This is a genomic window from Paenibacillus barengoltzii NBRC 101215, assembly GCF_004000745.1.
Classification (GTDB): domain Bacteria; phylum Bacillota; class Bacilli; order Paenibacillales; family Paenibacillaceae; genus Fontibacillus; species Fontibacillus barengoltzii.
In genome coordinates, this window is sequence record NZ_BILV01000058.1 from 22,389 (window position 1) to 38,179 (window position 15,791).

At 52.9% G+C, this 15,791-nt stretch carries 13 protein-coding genes; 4 read left to right on the forward strand and 9 right to left on the reverse strand.

Annotated features, from left to right (window positions below):
* Window positions 1-73 precede the first annotated feature (73 nt).
* Both PBA01S_RS16140 and PBA01S_RS16145 read right to left on the reverse strand, forming a co-directional pair.
* Window positions 74-1,306 (reverse strand): DEAD/DEAH box helicase, encoded by a 1,233-nt coding sequence (locus PBA01S_RS16140; protein ID WP_127576344.1) that lies wholly within the window; start codon window positions 1,304-1,306, stop codon window positions 74-76.
* A gap of 262 nt (window positions 1,307-1,568) precedes the next feature.
* Window positions 1,569-2,162, reverse strand: coding sequence for a GNAT family N-acetyltransferase (locus tag PBA01S_RS16145; RefSeq protein ID WP_028538682.1), 594 nt, complete (start codon window positions 2,160-2,162; stop codon window positions 1,569-1,571).
* 247 nt (window positions 2,163-2,409) lie between these two features.
* Here PBA01S_RS16145 and PBA01S_RS16150 point away from each other — a divergent pair, with 247 nt between their 5' ends.
* The 4 genes from PBA01S_RS16150 to PBA01S_RS16165 all read left to right on the forward strand — a co-directional run bounded on the left by PBA01S_RS16150 (window position 2,410) and on the right by PBA01S_RS16165 (window position 8,056).
* Entirely contained in the window at window positions 2,410-4,179 is a 1,770-nt protein-coding gene (locus PBA01S_RS16150) for an ABC transporter ATP-binding protein (protein ID WP_127576345.1), read from the forward strand.
* Window positions 4,172-5,950 (forward strand): ABC transporter ATP-binding protein, encoded by a 1,779-nt coding sequence (locus PBA01S_RS16155; RefSeq protein ID WP_016313365.1) that lies wholly within the window; start codon window positions 4,172-4,174, stop codon window positions 5,948-5,950. Before PBA01S_RS16150 ends, PBA01S_RS16155 begins: the two co-directional genes overlap by 8 nt.
* Window positions 5,951-6,167: 217 nt before the next feature.
* Window positions 6,168-7,724 (forward strand): flavocytochrome c, encoded by a 1,557-nt coding sequence (locus tag PBA01S_RS16160; protein ID WP_028538680.1) that lies wholly within the window; start codon window positions 6,168-6,170, stop codon window positions 7,722-7,724.
* A 134-nt stretch (window positions 7,725-7,858) separates the two neighbouring features.
* Window positions 7,859-8,056, forward strand: coding sequence for a hypothetical protein (locus tag PBA01S_RS16165; RefSeq protein WP_127576346.1), 198 nt, complete (start codon window positions 7,859-7,861; stop codon window positions 8,054-8,056).
* A gap of 627 nt (window positions 8,057-8,683) precedes the next feature.
* Here the strand turns inward: PBA01S_RS16165 and PBA01S_RS16170 are convergent.
* From PBA01S_RS16170 to PBA01S_RS16200, 7 genes are all read right to left on the reverse strand, one after another.
* Window positions 8,684-9,391: a DNA alkylation repair protein gene (locus PBA01S_RS16170; RefSeq protein ID WP_028540270.1), complete on the reverse strand. Its 708-nt coding sequence runs from the start codon at window positions 9,389-9,391 to the stop codon at window positions 8,684-8,686.
* Window positions 9,392-9,698: 307 nt separating this feature from the next.
* Window positions 9,699-10,544 (reverse strand): formylglycine-generating enzyme family protein, encoded by an 846-nt coding sequence (locus PBA01S_RS16175; RefSeq protein WP_127576347.1) that lies wholly within the window; start codon window positions 10,542-10,544, stop codon window positions 9,699-9,701.
* Window positions 10,545-10,649: 105 nt separating this feature from the next.
* Window positions 10,650-11,285 (reverse strand): endo-1,4-beta-xylanase XynA, encoded by a 636-nt coding sequence (xynA, locus tag PBA01S_RS16180; RefSeq protein ID WP_028540268.1) that lies wholly within the window; start codon window positions 11,283-11,285, stop codon window positions 10,650-10,652.
* Between the two features lie 257 nt (window positions 11,286-11,542).
* A complete protein-coding gene (locus PBA01S_RS16185) occupies window positions 11,543-13,057 on the reverse strand; it encodes a solute symporter family protein (protein WP_127576348.1) in 1,515 nt (504 codons plus the stop codon).
* A gap of 5 nt (window positions 13,058-13,062) precedes the next feature.
* Window positions 13,063-13,404: a DUF485 domain-containing protein gene (locus PBA01S_RS16190; protein ID WP_028540266.1), complete on the reverse strand. Its 342-nt coding sequence runs from the start codon at window positions 13,402-13,404 to the stop codon at window positions 13,063-13,065.
* A gap of 179 nt (window positions 13,405-13,583) precedes the next feature.
* A complete protein-coding gene (locus tag PBA01S_RS16195; RefSeq protein WP_085170970.1) occupies window positions 13,584-15,227 on the reverse strand; it encodes an MFS transporter in 1,644 nt (547 codons plus the stop codon).
* 36 nt (window positions 15,228-15,263) lie between these two features.
* Window positions 15,264-15,707: a MarR family winged helix-turn-helix transcriptional regulator gene (locus tag PBA01S_RS16200; RefSeq protein ID WP_028540264.1), complete on the reverse strand. Its 444-nt coding sequence runs from the start codon at window positions 15,705-15,707 to the stop codon at window positions 15,264-15,266.
* Between the last annotated feature and the right edge of the window lie 84 nt (window positions 15,708-15,791).

Consider the following 15,791-nt stretch of genomic DNA (forward strand, 5'->3'; position numbering starts at 1 on the left):
CCTTAGGAAGACCTACAAGAATAGGAGTTGCCCTGTACCATCATCAAGATGGGAGGTGCAACTCCTTCTTCATTTAGCGGGATTGTCTTACACGTTTGGTGTTCAAGGATTCCGTGCGCTTCTTGGACTCCCTTGCCGGCTGCACCGGCTTTGGAGCTGGGGCGGTCTGCTGCATCGGATAAGGGTGCTCCTTAATGACAGGGATCCGCTTTCCGATCAATTTCTCGATATCGGCCAGGTACGGCTTCTCGTCAAAATCGCAGAACGAAATGGCGACGCCGCTTTGTCCGGCCCGGCCGGTCCGCCCGATCCGGTGGACGTATGTTTCGGGAATATTCGGCAGCTCATAGTTGATGACGTGGGACAACTCGTCGATGTCGATGCCCCGTGCCGCAATATCGGTAGCAACCAGGACGCGCAAGGTGCGATTCTTGAAATCTTGCAAAGCCGTCTGCCTAGCGCCTTGCGATTTGTCGCCATGGATGGCTTTGGCGCTGACCTGCGCCTTCGTTAAGTGGCGCACCAACCGGTCCGCCCCATGCTTGGTCCGCGTAAAGACGATGGCGGATTCGATGGACGGGTCTTTCAAAAGATGAATCAGCAGATCCCTCTTGTTGCCCTTGTCCACGTAATACAGATACTGCCCGATGGTGTCCACCGTTGAGGAAACCGGTGTAATCTCCACCTTGACGGGATTTCTCAAGATGGAATTAGCCATTTGCGCGATCGCGCCGGGCATCGTGGCAGAGAAGAGCAAGGTTTGCCGTTGGGACGGCGTCTTGGCGATGATCTTCTTCACGTCATGGATAAAGCCCATGTCCAGCATGCGGTCCGCTTCATCCAAAATCAGAAGCTCCACGTCCTTCAGATCAATCAGCTTCTGCTGCATGAGATCGTTCAGCCTTCCCGGCGTGGCTACCAGAATATCTACGCCTTTCTGCAGTGCAGTCTCCTGCGGTTTCTGCGACACGCCGCCAAAGATAACTGCACATTTCAGAGGCAGGTACTTGCCGTAGGCGCAAAAATTCTCGTAAATCTGCAGCGCCAGCTCGCGGGTTGGCGTAATCACAAGCGCGCGGATGTTCCGTCGGCCTGCGCGCGGGGCGCCATCCTTATGCAGCAACTGCAGGGTGGGGATGGCAAATGCTGCGGTTTTCCCCGTACCGGTCTGCGCGCAACCCAATAAGTCTTGGCCGCCCAGAATCGGAGGAATCGCTTGTTGTTGAATGGGCGTAGGTGTCGTATAGTTTTCCTGTTCCAACGCTTTTAAGATCGATGGGATCAGGTTCAGTTCTTTAAATTGCATAAATAACTCCTTGCCGGCCTTACTGCCGGAACACTAATTTTGGCAGGAAGTGCCCAAGGCTTGAAGCTCGTTCCACCAATCCTACCAATATAACACTTCACAGGTAACCCGGCAAATGGAGAGTTGAGGCCGGAACGGTTCAAATGCGTGCACGTTGTCGACCGTTTGAATGTTCTCCTTCCCACAGGGCCTTCGGATAAGGCCCTGTTGCGGCGTTATTTCCTCCTCACTGTACCTCATGAATGGGGGCAGATGCCACTACTTACCTGCGCACTGCGTAATCCCTCACCTGACACAACCAAACCATATGATCCTGCCCCGGCCCCCAGTAGTCCTTAGCCACGACATAAGGTTCGCCGAACTTACGCAGCCACTTCTGCTGCGCCCGCTTATAGCCGCTGTCGAGACAGAACCGCTCGATCCCCCGCTCTTGCAGCGCCTTCGCCATCGCCTCGATCAACGCCGCCCCGATGCCTTGTCCTTGATTGGCGGGCAGCACGTACAAGCTTCCCATCTCGCCAACCTCATCCAACGCGTGCTGGGTGCAATCCCTGGTTTCCTTCCCGCAAGGGCCAAAGGAAATCGTCCCCACCACCTCCCGCCCGATCTTCGCAACGAGAAATAGGACGGGGCTCTCCCCCGCTGTTTTCCCTTCCCCATGCGGATCAGAGCTGGATGCAGCCCCAAGGGCGGCGTTCACCAGCTTTCTTTTTCCATCCACTTCTTCGCGGATATCTTCTATTAAATGTCCGAGCCCTTCCGCGGCAAACGCCTCCGGAATCGTCTGCTCGAATACGCGGCAGGCTTGCTCTCGATCTTCAGCGGTTAGCGGTACGATCACGAAATTTTCGACCATGGCGATCCCTCCTTCAAATTTTTTTCGTATCGACCTGCAAAATTGGAGCAATTCACTTCATATTCTAAAGAATTTACCGAAATAAAAGCAAAGAGGCGATCCCATCACGAAAACGCAAACCTACGTGACAACACGCTGGAATATGCGGGTTTTACCTGTGAACGGTTGTGGTATAATCACGATGATTTGCGAAAATGAAGATTGCTTTTAACAGCTTGCAACAACAAACAGAAACGGGTGATCAGAATTGTTTGAACTCAAATGGCTGTGGCAGAATTTGGAAGGCAACCAGGCCAGGTATATCACCGCGCTGGTGCTTTCCGTCGTGGGCTCCTCGCTCATGATTATCAATCCGTACATCGGCCAGCAGATTGTTGACACGTTTATCACAGGTGAAAATGCAATGCAAAATTTAACGGAGCAACGGGGACTGCTGATCATGCTCTGCTTGGGGATGATTGGGTTCTCGCTGCTGCGGACGGGGCTAGCTTATTTGACGACGATGCAATATGAGCAGGCTTCGCAAAATATGTTGTACAAAGTCCGCATCTATCTGTACAACAAAATCCAAGGCCAAGATATGGAATACTACGACCATAACCGGACCGGGGACCTGATGACCAAGATGACCGGGGACTTGGACATGGTGCGGCACTCGATGGCGTGGATCATCAAGACGATTATTGAATCGCTGACGATCTTTATTGCGGCCGTCGCTTATTTTTTTACCATTGATGCCGTGTTGACGCTGTGGCTGCTGGTTTTGGCGCCTCCCATCTTCGTCGTGGCTTACATCTTCGCGAAAAAGGTCCGTCCGATGTACGTAGATCTGCGCGAGCGGTTGTCCCAACTGAATACGATCACCCAAGAGAACATCTCGGGGAACCGCGTCGTTAAAGCCTTTGCTCGTGAAGAATTTGAAATTGAGAAATTTACCGATAAGAACGTTCACTTCTCTGAAGCGAACAAGAAAGCAGCGCTCGTGTGGCTGGACTACTTCCCGTACCTGGAGACGTTCGCCCAAGCGTTTAACGTGATCTTGATGCTGGCCGGTGGATATTTTGTCATGCAGGGAAGGATTACGTTCGGGGAATTTTCCGCGTTCTCCGCACTGATCTGGGCCGTGTCCAACCCGATGCGCAACATCGGCATTATCATTAACGATATCCAACGTTTCTTCGCCAGCTTGAGTAAGATTGTAGAAATTTATTACGCCAAACCCAAAATCGTCAACGAGCACAACGCAATCGATAAGCGCCGTTACGAAGGACGCATCGAATTCAAGCACGTCAGCTTCAAATATGACAGCAACGAAGTGCTTCACGATATCAGCTTCTCGGTGAATCCGGGAGAAACGATCGCCATTATGGGCTCAACCGGTTCAGGCAAAACGTCGCTCGTGAACCTGATCCCGCGCTTTTACGACGTATCCGATGGGCAAGTGTTGGTTGACGGCGTGGACGTCCGCGAACTGGAGCTTGATGAGCTCCGCAGCAACATCGGCATCGCGACCCAGGACGTGCTGCTGTTCTCCGATACGATCGACGGAAACATCGCTTACGGCGATCCCGAGCTGCCGGAGGATCAAACGAGAGAGTATGCCAAACTTGCGGCGGCGCATGATTTTATTACGAAAATGCCGGAAGGATATGACACCATCGTTGGGGAGCGCGGCGTTGGATTATCCGGCGGGCAGAAGCAGCGGATCGCGCTGGCTCGGGCGCTGGCGGTACGCCGGCCGATTCTGATCCTCGACGATACTACATCCGCGGTGGACTTAGAGACCGAGGAGCATATCCAGAAGAGCTTGCGCGAGCTGAACTTCCCGTGCACGAAGCTGATCATTGCTCAGCGTGTGTCGACCACGGCCGAAGCAGACCGTATTCTGATTCTGGACGGCGGACGGCTGATTGAGGAAGGCACCCATGCCGAATTGCTCGCGAAGCGCGGCTATTATTACGATGTATTTATGCTTCAAAATGAAGGGATCGGAAGGACGGTGAGTAGCCATGGCTAGAAATAAGTTCGATGTGGATGAGAATCTAGAGTCTCCTTTTGATATAAAACACTTCAGACGTGCCATGGTGTACATCCGGAAGCAGCAAAAGCCGATGATCATCGCGTTCGTGCTGAGCGCCTTGTCTGCGGCGATCGCGCTGTCCGCGCCGCTCATTATCCAGCATGTCGTTGACGTGACGATTCCGCAAAAAGCGTTTGGCGCGCTGGTCGGATGGTCTGCGCTGATGCTGCTCACGATCGTGGTCAGCGTTGAGCTGGCGACAATCCGCTCCCGGATCATGACCCGGGTTGGCCAGGATATCATCTTCGATATCCGAACGGATCTGTTTAAGCATCTGCAGCAGCTGCCGTTCAAATATTACGACGACCGTCCCCAAGGGAAAATCCTGATCCGCGTCGTTAACTACGTCAATGCGGTATCCGACGTGTTGTCCAACGGGATCATCAACTTTATTTTGGAGATCGTCAACTTGATCTTTATCGCGGTGTTTATGTTCGCGGTGGATGTTCGGTTGTCGTTCGTCACCTTGGCCGGATTGCCGGTGTTCCTCGGCGTCATGCTGCTGATCAAAACCCGGCAGCGCCGGGCATGGCAGGCTGTATCTAACAAAAGCTCTAACATGAACGCCTATTTGCAGGAGAGTATCAGCGGGATTGGCGTGACGCAAATTTTCTCCCGCGAGAAGCATAACGAAGGCATCTTCACTCGCCTCGCCGGCAACTACCGCAAGGAATGGATGCGGGCGCTGCGCTACAACGCGCTGATCCCGTTCTCCGTGGATAACCTGGCGACGATCGTCACGACATTGATCTATATGGTTGGCTTGCTTGCGATGGGGCCGCAAGGCGTGACCTTCGGGGTCATCCTTGCGATGAGTAACTACGCAGCCCGCTTCTGGCAGCCGATCCTGAACTTGTCACAGCTGTACAACAACTTTATTAACGCCGTAGCGTACCTGGAACGGATCTTCGAAACGCTGGATGAACCGGTGACAGTCAGCGACGTTCCGGGGGCGAAGGCATTGCCGCCGGTACAGGGCAACGTCCAATTCAAAGACGTTACGTTTGCTTACGATCCCGGCTTGAACATTCTGGAGCACCTGAACTTTGAGGTCAAAGCCGGGGAAAGCATCGCCCTCGTCGGACCGACGGGTGCGGGCAAAACCACGGTCGTGAACCTGATCTCGCGCTTCTACAATGTAAGCGAAGGCGCGATTCTGATCGATGGTCACGACATCTCGCAGGTGACGTTGAAGTCGCTGCGCAGCCAGATGGGGATTATGCTGCAGGACAGCTTTATTTTCTCGGGTACGATCATGGATAATATCCGCTATGGGAAGCTGGACGCCACCGAAGAGGAAGTCATTGCCGCGGCCAAAACAGTCTGCGCTGACGAGTTCATCCGCGAGTTTGAGCAAGGGTACTACACGGAAGTGAATGAGCGCGGCTCGAAGCTGTCCCAAGGACAGCGGCAGCTCATCTCGTTCGCCCGGACGCTGCTGGCCGATCCGCGTATTCTGATTCTGGACGAAGCGACCTCTTCGATCGACGCCAAGACAGAGCGTCTGCTCCAGCAAGGCCTAAACGAGCTGCTCAAGGGACGCACCTCATTTATCATCGCGCACCGGCTGTCGACGGTGAAGAACTGCGACCGCATCATGTACGTCTCCGACAAGGGGATTGCCGAATCCGGCTCGCATGACGAGCTGATGGCCAAACGCGGTCTGTACTACCGCTTGTATACCGCGCAGAAGATGGAAGCTGTGTAGAGCATGCCAAAATAAAGGCAATTCCGCCAAGCTATTGGGGTTGGTGGAGTTGCCTTTTCGTTTTTTGTTGGCGCCCTCGAAGATCAAAACTTGTTGTTTGATCGCCTGCTTATTTGTGAAATGTTTCACTTACTATGACGAGCCCTTATGTTATCCTCTCCCAAGGGGAACGAAAGAGAAACAGCGTCCCTATAAAGACAAAAGTGGAGGGTTTATCATGCACAAGAAAGTAACAGCAGCACTCATTCTCGTCTTATCCTTGATGCTGGTCATCACGGGATGCGGCAACAATGGGAACGAGCCTCAGAACCAGGCTCAAAATCAGAACCAGACGCAGGCGGGCGGTCAGACGGATAAGGCTAAGGAAAGCGAAGCCGAAGCCGTAGCCGGCGCATCCGAAAAAAGCTATACCCCTCACGATCAGTTGAAGGATAGCTACGATATCATTATCATCGGCGCAGGCGGTGCTGGCATGACCGCGGCACTGGAAGCGAAAGCGAGCGGCATGAACCCGGTGATTTTTGAGAAAATGCCGGTGGCTGGGGGCAATACAACGAAATCGTCCTCGGGCATGAACGCCTCAGAAACGAAATTCCAAAAGGAACAAGGCATTGAAGACAGCAACGACAAATTCTATGAAGAGACACTCAAAGGCGGCCATAATACGAATGATACCGAACTGCTTCGTTACTTCGTTGACCATTCCGCCGAAGCGATCGATTGGCTTGATGCCATTGGCATCCGCTTGAATAACCTGACGATTACCGGCGGCATGAGCGAAAAACGCACCCACCGTCCGGAAGACGGCTCCGCCGTGGGACAATACCTGGTGGATGGCCTGGTACGAAACGTTGAAGAACAAGGCATTCCGCTGTTTGTCAACGCCAACGTCAAGGAGATTACTCAGCAAGACGGGAAAGTGAGCGGCGTGAAGGTCGTTTTGAACGATACCGAGGAAAAAACGATTACCGCCAAAGCTGTCATCGTCGCAACCGGCGGTTACGGGGCGAATCCGGAAATGATCACCCAGTTTAGACCGGACTTAAAGGGATATGTCACGACCAACCAAGTTGGCAGCACCGGTGATGGCATTACGATGATTGAGAAGTTGGGCGGCGTTACCGTGGATATGGATCAGATCCAAGTTCACCCAACCGTTCAACAGGAGAAATCCTATCTGATCGGCGAGGCCGTGCGCGGTGAAGGTGCGATCCTAGTTTCCAGCGAAGGCGTACGTTTCTATAATGAAATGGATACACGTGATAAGGTGACGGCTGCGATCAATGCCCTGCCTGAGAAATCAGCCTACCTTGTTTTTGATTCCGGCGTAAAATCCCGGGCTAAAGCGATTCAACAATATGAAAAGATGGGCTTTGTGATCCAAGGTGACACGATTGAAGCTTTGGCTGAAGCTATGGGCGTACCGGAAGATGCATTGGCGAAGACATTGGAAACCTGGAACGCAGCTGTACAAGGTAAAAATGACGCCGAATTTGGCAGAACTACCGGGATGGATTACGATTTGTCCGGCGCACCGTACTATGCCATCAAAATCGCTCCCGGCATCCACTACACCATGGGCGGCGTAAAAATCAACACCAACACGGAAGTGTTGAACAAGGATGGCAACCCGATCCCAGGGCTGTTCGCCGCTGGCGAAGTGACCGGCGGGTTGCACGGGGATAACCGGATCGGCGGCAACTCCGTAGCCGATATTATCATCTTCGGACGTCAGGCCGGCGTGAAGGCGGCCGAGTTCGTGAAGGCGCAATAAGTAGAACGATCCTGAGATAGGACTCGTCAAGGCTTGAACTCCAAGGAGGTTGAGCTTTGGCGGGTTTTCTTTTTTTTGCGGAAAGGAACTTTGGGAATACTAAGTAACCACACATAGTATAGGAGGTGCGTCAGATGAGTAAAAAAGAGGACTACACCCAGCAGCAACTGGAACGAGCCAAAGCGAAGGACTCCACCGACGAAGGCCGAAAAGGCGCCTTCATGATGAAAGACGCCTGGAACCAAGACGGCAATCCCGCCGCTGCCGCGGACGACTTCGGCCCCGTGATGAAGCCGGGAGCCCCGCCGACGATGAACGGGAAGCCGTTGTAGCTCGATTACGGCCACGTCAGGCCCATACTGTACATGATTTTTCGAGTACATTTCTCCGAAATCGCTGGGTTTCGGCGCATTGTACTCGATTTTTCATGTACATTTCGCAGTTCCACACGCATCTAGCCCGATTCTGTATGATTTTTCGAGTACATTTCAGCGAAATCGCTGGGTTTCGGCGCATTGTACTCGAATTTTCATATACATTTCGTGGTTCCACGCGCAGCTAGCCCGATTCTGTATGATTTTTCGAGTACATTTCAGCGAAATCACTGGGTTTCGGCGCATTGTACTCGAATTTTCATATAGAATCCCCCCTACATTGTGCAAGCACGGTCAAGCCCTGGGGCAAAAGGGCGGATCATCTCGCTAAAGGAGGAGATCTCCGCTAGCAAGAGGATCGTCCCTCTAGAAGGGATTCCGCTCTTCAAGAGGCCCCCCTCTGAGAGAGGATCCATCGTCTAAGAAAGGAGCGCCCCTTTAAAAGAGGATACATCCTCTACGAGGAGAGCGCTCCTCTAAGAGGGAATCACTCCTCTAAGAGGGATCACCCCCTTTATGTGAGCAGATCGCCTTCAAAAAGGGTAACCCGTTCCCCCACGGCCCCTCGGGTCTCCCCCTCTCCCATCAGCACCGCACATACTTGCGCTTAAAGCCCAGCTGACCGCGGTCCAACGATTTTTGGATGTTTTCCGAAGCGTTCAGGATGGCGCTCTTCTTCTTGTCTCGCTTCATCTCGACCGGGCCAATCGCTTGGGCGGTCTCCACCGCTTGTTTGTGCAGCGGCACATAGGAAACCGCGACGGTGTACACAAAGTTATTCATCGCGGACTTCGTACGCTCAGGTGCATCGTGGATCGAGTTCTTCACCGTCTCCAGCATGCCGGCGAGCTTGCTTTCGTCAAACTCGCTGTCCGGCCGGCTCCCCAATAGCCAGCAGTAACAGCTCCAGCCCGCCGACATCTTCAGCTCGTCCCCGCTGGCGATCCACTTGTCCGCCACTTCCTGAGCGATATCCGCCTCCGCCAAGGTGACGGCAACCACGAAGTCCGACAGCATATAGAAATACGCCTTCTCGATCCAGCGCTCAAAATCCGCATGCGTCATCGCCTTCGGATCCGCAATCATCCCCGCAAAATACATCGCATCGTAATTTCCTGTCGCGTACAGCTCCTCGGCCAAAGAATGATTGATCTTGATCTGCCGGAACAAAGGCTTCATTTCTCCTGTCGCAACGCCAAACAGCGGCTCTTGTGCCCCGTTGGACATATACATTTTCTTCAGGCGCTCCTTACCGAGTGCCTCAAGCTCCTGCATCACCGTTTCAACCTTCATAAATGGAGCCAGCTCCCTTCCTCCCGTATGGGCTCTTTCTTTCTCCTTAGCTTACTACGTGAAAAGGGCTGGATTCAATTCCAAAATCTAGCCAAGCTCCCTCCAAGCTTCCTTGCCAGACTAGCCGAACTAGCCCAACGATAACGAGCCTTACTAGTCAAACTCCCCAACTAACCAAACTATCCTACTGACTAGCCCAACTGTCCTACACAGCCGAACTTGCCTATCTCAGCTTAACTCAACCAATCTACCAATCTACCAATCTACCTAACTACTCAAACTCCTCAAACACCCCAAACTTCCCAAACTACTTATTGCGCGCCAACCGGAACCCTTGATCCGGACCGAAGCCGCTGGCTTCAAACTTGCCGCGAAACGCCACCTCGCTGCTGCTGACATCCCCGATCCAGCCGCCGCCTTTCACCACGCGAAACGAGCCGCGGTCGTAGTTCTGGTTCACATCGTCCCCGTACCAATCCCAGCACCATTCCCTCACATTGCCGGACATATCGTACAACCCCAGTTCATTCGGCTTCTTGCCGCCAACCGGCTGGGTGCGGCTTTGATTACTTTCAATCATCGGCCAGTTCCAATCCCCACTGAGATACTCCTCGCCGGCATTTCGCCAATACCAGGCCACATCATCCAGGCGCGAGCTTCCGCTGTATTTATAGCTCTGGCTGAGCTGCCCGCCCCCAGCTGCATACTCCCACTCGGCTTCCGTGGGCAGCCGGTATCCGTTCGCATCCGGATTGACGGTGACCGTCCATTTCACAGGATCGTATTCGCTTTGATTGTGGGGGTCTACGGTTTGCTTATCTATATTGTAAAAAGGTTTCAAGCCCTCTTTTATGCTCCGCTGATTGCAATACTCGATCACGTCGTACCAGCTCACCATCTCCACCGGCAAATCGTCGCCTTGGAACTGAGACGGATTGCCACCCATCACTTCGACCCATTCTCGCTGGGTTACTTCATATTTTCCGATATAAAAATCAGCTAACACCACATCCGAGCCATAAAAATTAGACCGGGTGTTCTTCACACTCCCGCCTTGAACGAGCACGAACGAGTCTTTCTGCCGTTCCGGCCTTCCCATTTCCGCCTGCGAGCAGGCGGAGACTAGCATCATGATGGCGATGGATATAATCATGCAGATGTATCGCTTCCTCAAGGTCAGCTCCCCTTTGATTGAAGATCCGTGAAGGCCGCCGGCGGCAAACCGAGCGGCCTTGAAACTAACTTTAGCGATGAACCATTACCACACCGTGACGTTAGATCTTCCGCTGCTCTGATAACCTTCTGTCGCCAACACCTGATATGACCAGCTGCTGCCCAGGTGCATGCCCACGTTTCTCCAAGCATTTACGTGATTGCTGAAGGTGATGGACACGTTGCTGCCGGTAGGTCGTTTCGATTGCCGCACGCTCCAGAACTGTTGGAACGTCTGCGTGCCATCGATGGAAGGCGCATTATAACGCATGGTCGTATAAATATCGTAAGTGCCTCCGTCGCTGTACACCGAACCTTTGTAAGTGCCGGTAGGCCGGTACGTCCCCCAGCTGTCCACAACGTAATACTCGATCAACGCGTTTCTCGTCCATCCGTAAAGAGTTAAATACCCGTTCCCCCAAGGTTCCCAGATGCCGGCATTGTAGTTGATCACCCGGTTAGGCGAGCCGACGGTCCAGCCTTTGCCAACGACGAAGTTTCCGGTATTTTGCCAGGTCACGCTGTAGTTGCCCCCGGCCCCGTTTACCGCATTCACCGTTCCACCGCCATCCGTCCAATATTGCCAATAATCCGTAGCTGCACTTGAGGTTGCCCCAAACAAACCGAAACTCATCGAAGCCGTCAGAAGTAAAGTAAGCATCTTCTTTTTGAATTTCATCAAACATTCCTCCTCAGAAATAAATTTGACTACCTAAAAGATTCTTGCTCCCTGCTTCTTACCTTGGTCAAGCTTCGTGTTCTGGGACATCACCTACCTTGGAACTTCATGTAAGAACATTTTTACTATCACCCCCTTTGCTAGAAAATTATAGTAGGTAAGCGCATTCATTTCACTTCGCGAATTAAAGGTTTTATCTTGTTTTTTTCATATAAAAAAACGACCCCATAGGAGTCGTTTGGTTGAAACCTAGCCAGAGCTTAAGCTCCGGTGTTCGCCTTCACCAGCACCTCGGCGTATTTCGCCTCATCCTTCTCCCGGGACAGGAAAGTGCCGAGAAACGCTGCAAGAAAACCCAACGGAATGGAAATAATCCCCGGATTGGTCATCGGGAAGAGAGCTGTTCCGGTCAGAATCGCCTTGCCCGGCTCCGGATCCCAGACGTTAGGACTCAGCGCTACAAGGATAATTGTGCTGAACAAGCCAACCAGCATGCCGGAAATCGCCCCCGTACGGTTAAATCTTCGCCAGAACACGGTGAACAGGATGATCGGCAGGTTCGCGCTGGCTGCAACGGCAAATGCCAGCGAGACGAGGAAGGCTACGTTCATTTTCTGGGCGAACAGAGCCAACAGAATCGAGATAATCGAGACGCCGATCGAAGCCCGACGCGCCATCCGCAGCTGCTCGCCTTCCGACGCTTTGCCGCGGCGGACGATCTGCCCGTAGAAGTCGTGGGCAAACGCCGACGCTGCAGACAGCACAAGGCCGGTGACCACGGCCAGGATCGTCGCAAATGCGACCGCTGAGATAAACGCGAACAGGAAGTCGCCGCCCAGCGCCTTCGCCAGCAGCGGAGCCGCCATATTGCCGGCTTTGTCGACGGCGGTAATCTCCTCGGTGCCCACGAACGCAGCGGCTCCGAAGCCAAGGAAAATCGTCATGACATAGAAGATCCCAATAATCCAGGTCGCATACACCACAGAGCTGCGAGCCGTGCGGGCGTCCTTCACCGTAAAGAACCGGATCAAGATATGCGGCAGCCCCGCCGTACCCAATACCAGCGCGAGGTTCAGCGAGATCGTCTCCAGCGGCACGTTGTATTTGTTGCCCGGATTTAAGTATTTTTCCATAAGCGGCGTTGCGGTCTTCATCTGCTCAAACATGCCGGTCAGACTAAAATCAAACTTGGCCAAGACCATCAGCGAGATCACAAAGGTGCCGCCCATCAGCAAGATCGCTTTCGTGATCTGCACCCAGCTAGTGGCATGCATCCCGCCAAACACAACGTAGATGGTCATCAGCACCCCAACGATCAGCACCGATGTGACATAATCGAGCCCGAGCAGAAGCTTGATCAGCGCCCCCGCTCCAACCAGCTGTGCAATCATATAGAAGATCGAGATCGCAATCGTATTCAGTGCCGCAAAACCGCGAACTTCCTTGTTCGCAAAGCGGGACGCAATCATGTCAGCAACGGTATACTTGCCCAAATTCCGCAGCGGTTCCGCCACCAGATACAACACGACGAGATAAGCAACAAGAAACCCGATACTGTAAAAGAATCCGTCGAACCCAACCAAGGCGATCGACCCGGCAATACCGAGAAATGAGGCAGCTGACATGTAGTCGCCGGCGATGGCGGTTCCATTCTGCCAACCCTTCAGCCCGCCGCCTGCGGTGTAGAATTCGCTGGTATTGTTCGTTTTTTTCGCAGCAAAATAGGTGATGACCAACGTCAATAGCACAATTGCGCAAAATAAAGTAAATGCCATGTTCGTTACGCCCCCATTTCCCGCCGAATTTCATCTGCCAGCCGGTCAAACCTTCGCGCAACCCGGGAGTACAGGATACACAACGCCCAAGTCATGATAAACTGAGCGAACGCGAACAGCCATGCCCAGGATATCGGGCCAATCGCCGGTTGATTGAGCACCTCGGAATACGAGGTCATGATCGGGAGCGCGAAGTAAAACAGCAGAAAAAAGACCGTCGACGGAATAATGAACCGTTTCTTGCGGGAGATCAGCGTCTTGAACTTGGCGGAATGCCACACCTCGGTGTAGCTCTTCCCTTTCGCCGCTTTCGCGGCCTTCGCACCTTTTGCAGCTTTCGCAGCCATCCTTCACCCTCCAAATCTCTAAATTTGGTAATCACCCAATATATGTAAGCGATTCAAATTCATTTTATGCAGGGTTAGGCAGGTGAAATGTTTAATTTTTAACTTTTTTTGCTAGATTCATATGCCATAAAAAAGACACCTGAACTCCGTTCAGGTGCCTTCAACCGTCTCGCTTGAGCTTATACCGTCTCTTCTGTGACCTCAAGGTCTTGCGGGCCCTTTTTTCTTAACGGAATCAGAACCAGCGCCCCCACGATGATGGCCATCCCTAAAATGGCGGCGGTCCAATACAATCCGCTAAATCCGGTCTGAGCGGCAGTCTTCGTGATCTCGCCCACGCTATCGGCCAATACCTGCTTCAGCGTAGGATCCTGGATCGCCTGAAGCATCCCGCTCAGTTCGCTTTCCGACACTCCGGACCCGCCTGAAGACATGTGCTGCCCGATCTGGGCAAGCTCCGCTTGGGCTTCGGCCGACAAGGTGACGTTAGCCAGATTTTGCTGCAAAATGCCCGGGAACTTCTCAGCAAACAACGTGCCCATATTGTTAAACGCACGAGCGATAAATCCGGCATAGATCGCCGGAGCCAGCGTCATCCCGATTTGGCGCAGCAGCGACAAGGAAGCCAGGGCTGACCCCTTATCCTTCTTTAAGCCTTCCGTAGCCAAAATGTTCAGCGGCGCTCCGAGAATTACCCCAATCCCAACGCCTGCAATGGCACTGGCAATGATAAACTGCCATCTCGTCTCAAGCCATAGCGGGAACAGCATAAAACCAATGGCGGCAATCAGTCCAGACATGATGACGGTAAAGACCGGGCCACGCTTGGAGACTAGCATCCCGCCTAACCCTGCACCGATTCCGGCCGCGAGCGCCAGCGGCGTCATCCAATACCCTGAGTTTTCCGCCGCAATGCCAAGCACTTGCTCGGTAAAGGACGGAATATAGATCATCGCAGCGAGCAAACCGCCCGACAAAGTACCGATCAGCAGAACCATCAGGTAGCGAGGTTGCTTGATCAGACGGACCGGCAGAATCGGATCGCCGGATTGGTTCCGCTCCATTTTCCCTTCGAAAAATAACAGGATCGTGATCAGTACGACCCCGCCAAGCAAATATCCCCATACGTTTGGACGGGTCAGGCTCTCCGCAAAATCCACGTCGATATTGGTCAGCCCCAGCATCAAGGACAAGATGCCCAGCGACAGGATGATCGTACCGATGAGGTCAAGCCGTCCCGGCGACGGATCCGACGATTCCTCCAGCTTCCGCAGTCCCAAAATAAACAGCACGATGGCGATCGGGACGTTGATCAAGAACAGCACATGCCACTTCCCCGTCAAATCCAGCAGCAAGCTGCCGATATTCGGGCCGAGCACAGCGGCAATCCCGTTCATCGCCCCAAGCAAACCTAAATATTTCGCTTGTTTATCCGGCTCCACCGTACTTAAAATATGCGAGCTGCCGATAATGAAAATCCCGCCGCCCCCTAAAGCTTGCACGACGCGGGCAAATAAGTAAAAGCCAAAAGATGGGCTCAGTGCAACCAACAACGAGCCGATCCCAAACAGGGCGATTTCCACGATAAACAGCTTTTTGCGGCCATATCGGTCCGACAGTTTCCCCACGATCGGCAAGCTGATCGCAAGGCCCAGCGTGTAAATCGTAATCCCCCATGCCCCCCAGTTGGCGGACACGTCAAAAGAACGGTTAATCGTTGTCAGCGCCGCGCTGATAATCCCGTTGTCGAGCTGTGCCATAAAGACACCAATCGAGAACAGGAATAACGCCCAAAACTGTGATGAGCGCTTTGCCATTGCCATCCCTCCATCATTCATATCTACTTCCAGGTCCCCGGGTTAGAAATTTTTGAGCGCATTTTCTGCAATTCGTCTTAGCAGGCTCGACACGAGCTCCGCTTCTTCCTCCGTAAACCCTTCAAGCAGTTTGGTTTCTGTTTGATGTATATGTTCAAAGATCTGATCTACCAACAATTTGGCCTTTTCTGTCAGCAAAATCATCCGTGCTCGCGAATCCTCCGGATCATCCGCCCGTATGATAAATTGCTTCTGTTCCAGCCGTTTGATCAATCCGCTCACGGTTGGGTTCGTTAAATTGAGAGCGACCTCAATGTCCCGTTGGCGGATTTTTCGATCCGCGTGGTGAGCCAGAAAAAGGATCAAATTGGCTTGGCTATGGGTTAATCCAATTTCCTTCAGGTGGAGATCTCCGACCTTGCTCGCCTGATTCCCGATGATCATCAAAGAAGAAATCAGGATTGGCTTTTTGCTCTCATGCAGCATCCCTTCACCACCTTTTACCAAGCATGCTATCTAAATATATAGCAAGCTGGGGAATGACGTCAAATCATAACCACCCGTCCAACG

Excerpts from the sequence above, each read along its gene's own strand:
- PBA01S_RS16140 (WP_127576344.1), bottom strand. The coding sequence starts at position 1,306 with ATGCAATTTAAAGAACTGAACCTGATCCCATCGATCTTAAAAGCGTTG.
- PBA01S_RS16145 (WP_028538682.1), bottom strand. The coding sequence starts at position 2,162 with ATGGTCGAAAATTTCGTGATCGTACCGCTAACCGCTGAAGATCGAGAG.
- PBA01S_RS16155 (WP_016313365.1), top strand. The coding sequence starts at position 4,172 with ATGGCTAGAAATAAGTTCGATGTGGATGAGAATCTAGAGTCTCCTTTT.
- PBA01S_RS16160 (WP_028538680.1), top strand. The coding sequence starts at position 6,168 with ATGCACAAGAAAGTAACAGCAGCACTCATTCTCGTCTTATCCTTGATG.
- PBA01S_RS16165 (WP_127576346.1), top strand. The coding sequence starts at position 7,859 with ATGAGTAAAAAAGAGGACTACACCCAGCAGCAACTGGAACGAGCCAAA.
- PBA01S_RS16170 (WP_028540270.1), bottom strand. The coding sequence starts at position 9,391 with ATGAAGGTTGAAACGGTGATGCAGGAGCTTGAGGCACTCGGTAAGGAG.
- PBA01S_RS16175 (WP_127576347.1), bottom strand. The coding sequence starts at position 10,544 with ATGATTATATCCATCGCCATCATGATGCTAGTCTCCGCCTGCTCGCAG.
- PBA01S_RS16185 (WP_127576348.1), bottom strand. The coding sequence starts at position 13,057 with ATGGCATTTACTTTATTTTGCGCAATTGTGCTATTGACGTTGGTCATC.
- PBA01S_RS16190 (WP_028540266.1), bottom strand. The coding sequence starts at position 13,404 with ATGGCTGCGAAAGCTGCAAAAGGTGCGAAGGCCGCGAAAGCGGCGAAA.
- PBA01S_RS16195 (WP_085170970.1), bottom strand. The coding sequence starts at position 15,227 with ATGGCAATGGCAAAGCGCTCATCACAGTTTTGGGCGTTATTCCTGTTC.
- PBA01S_RS16200 (WP_028540264.1), bottom strand. The coding sequence starts at position 15,707 with ATGCTGCATGAGAGCAAAAAGCCAATCCTGATTTCTTCTTTGATGATC.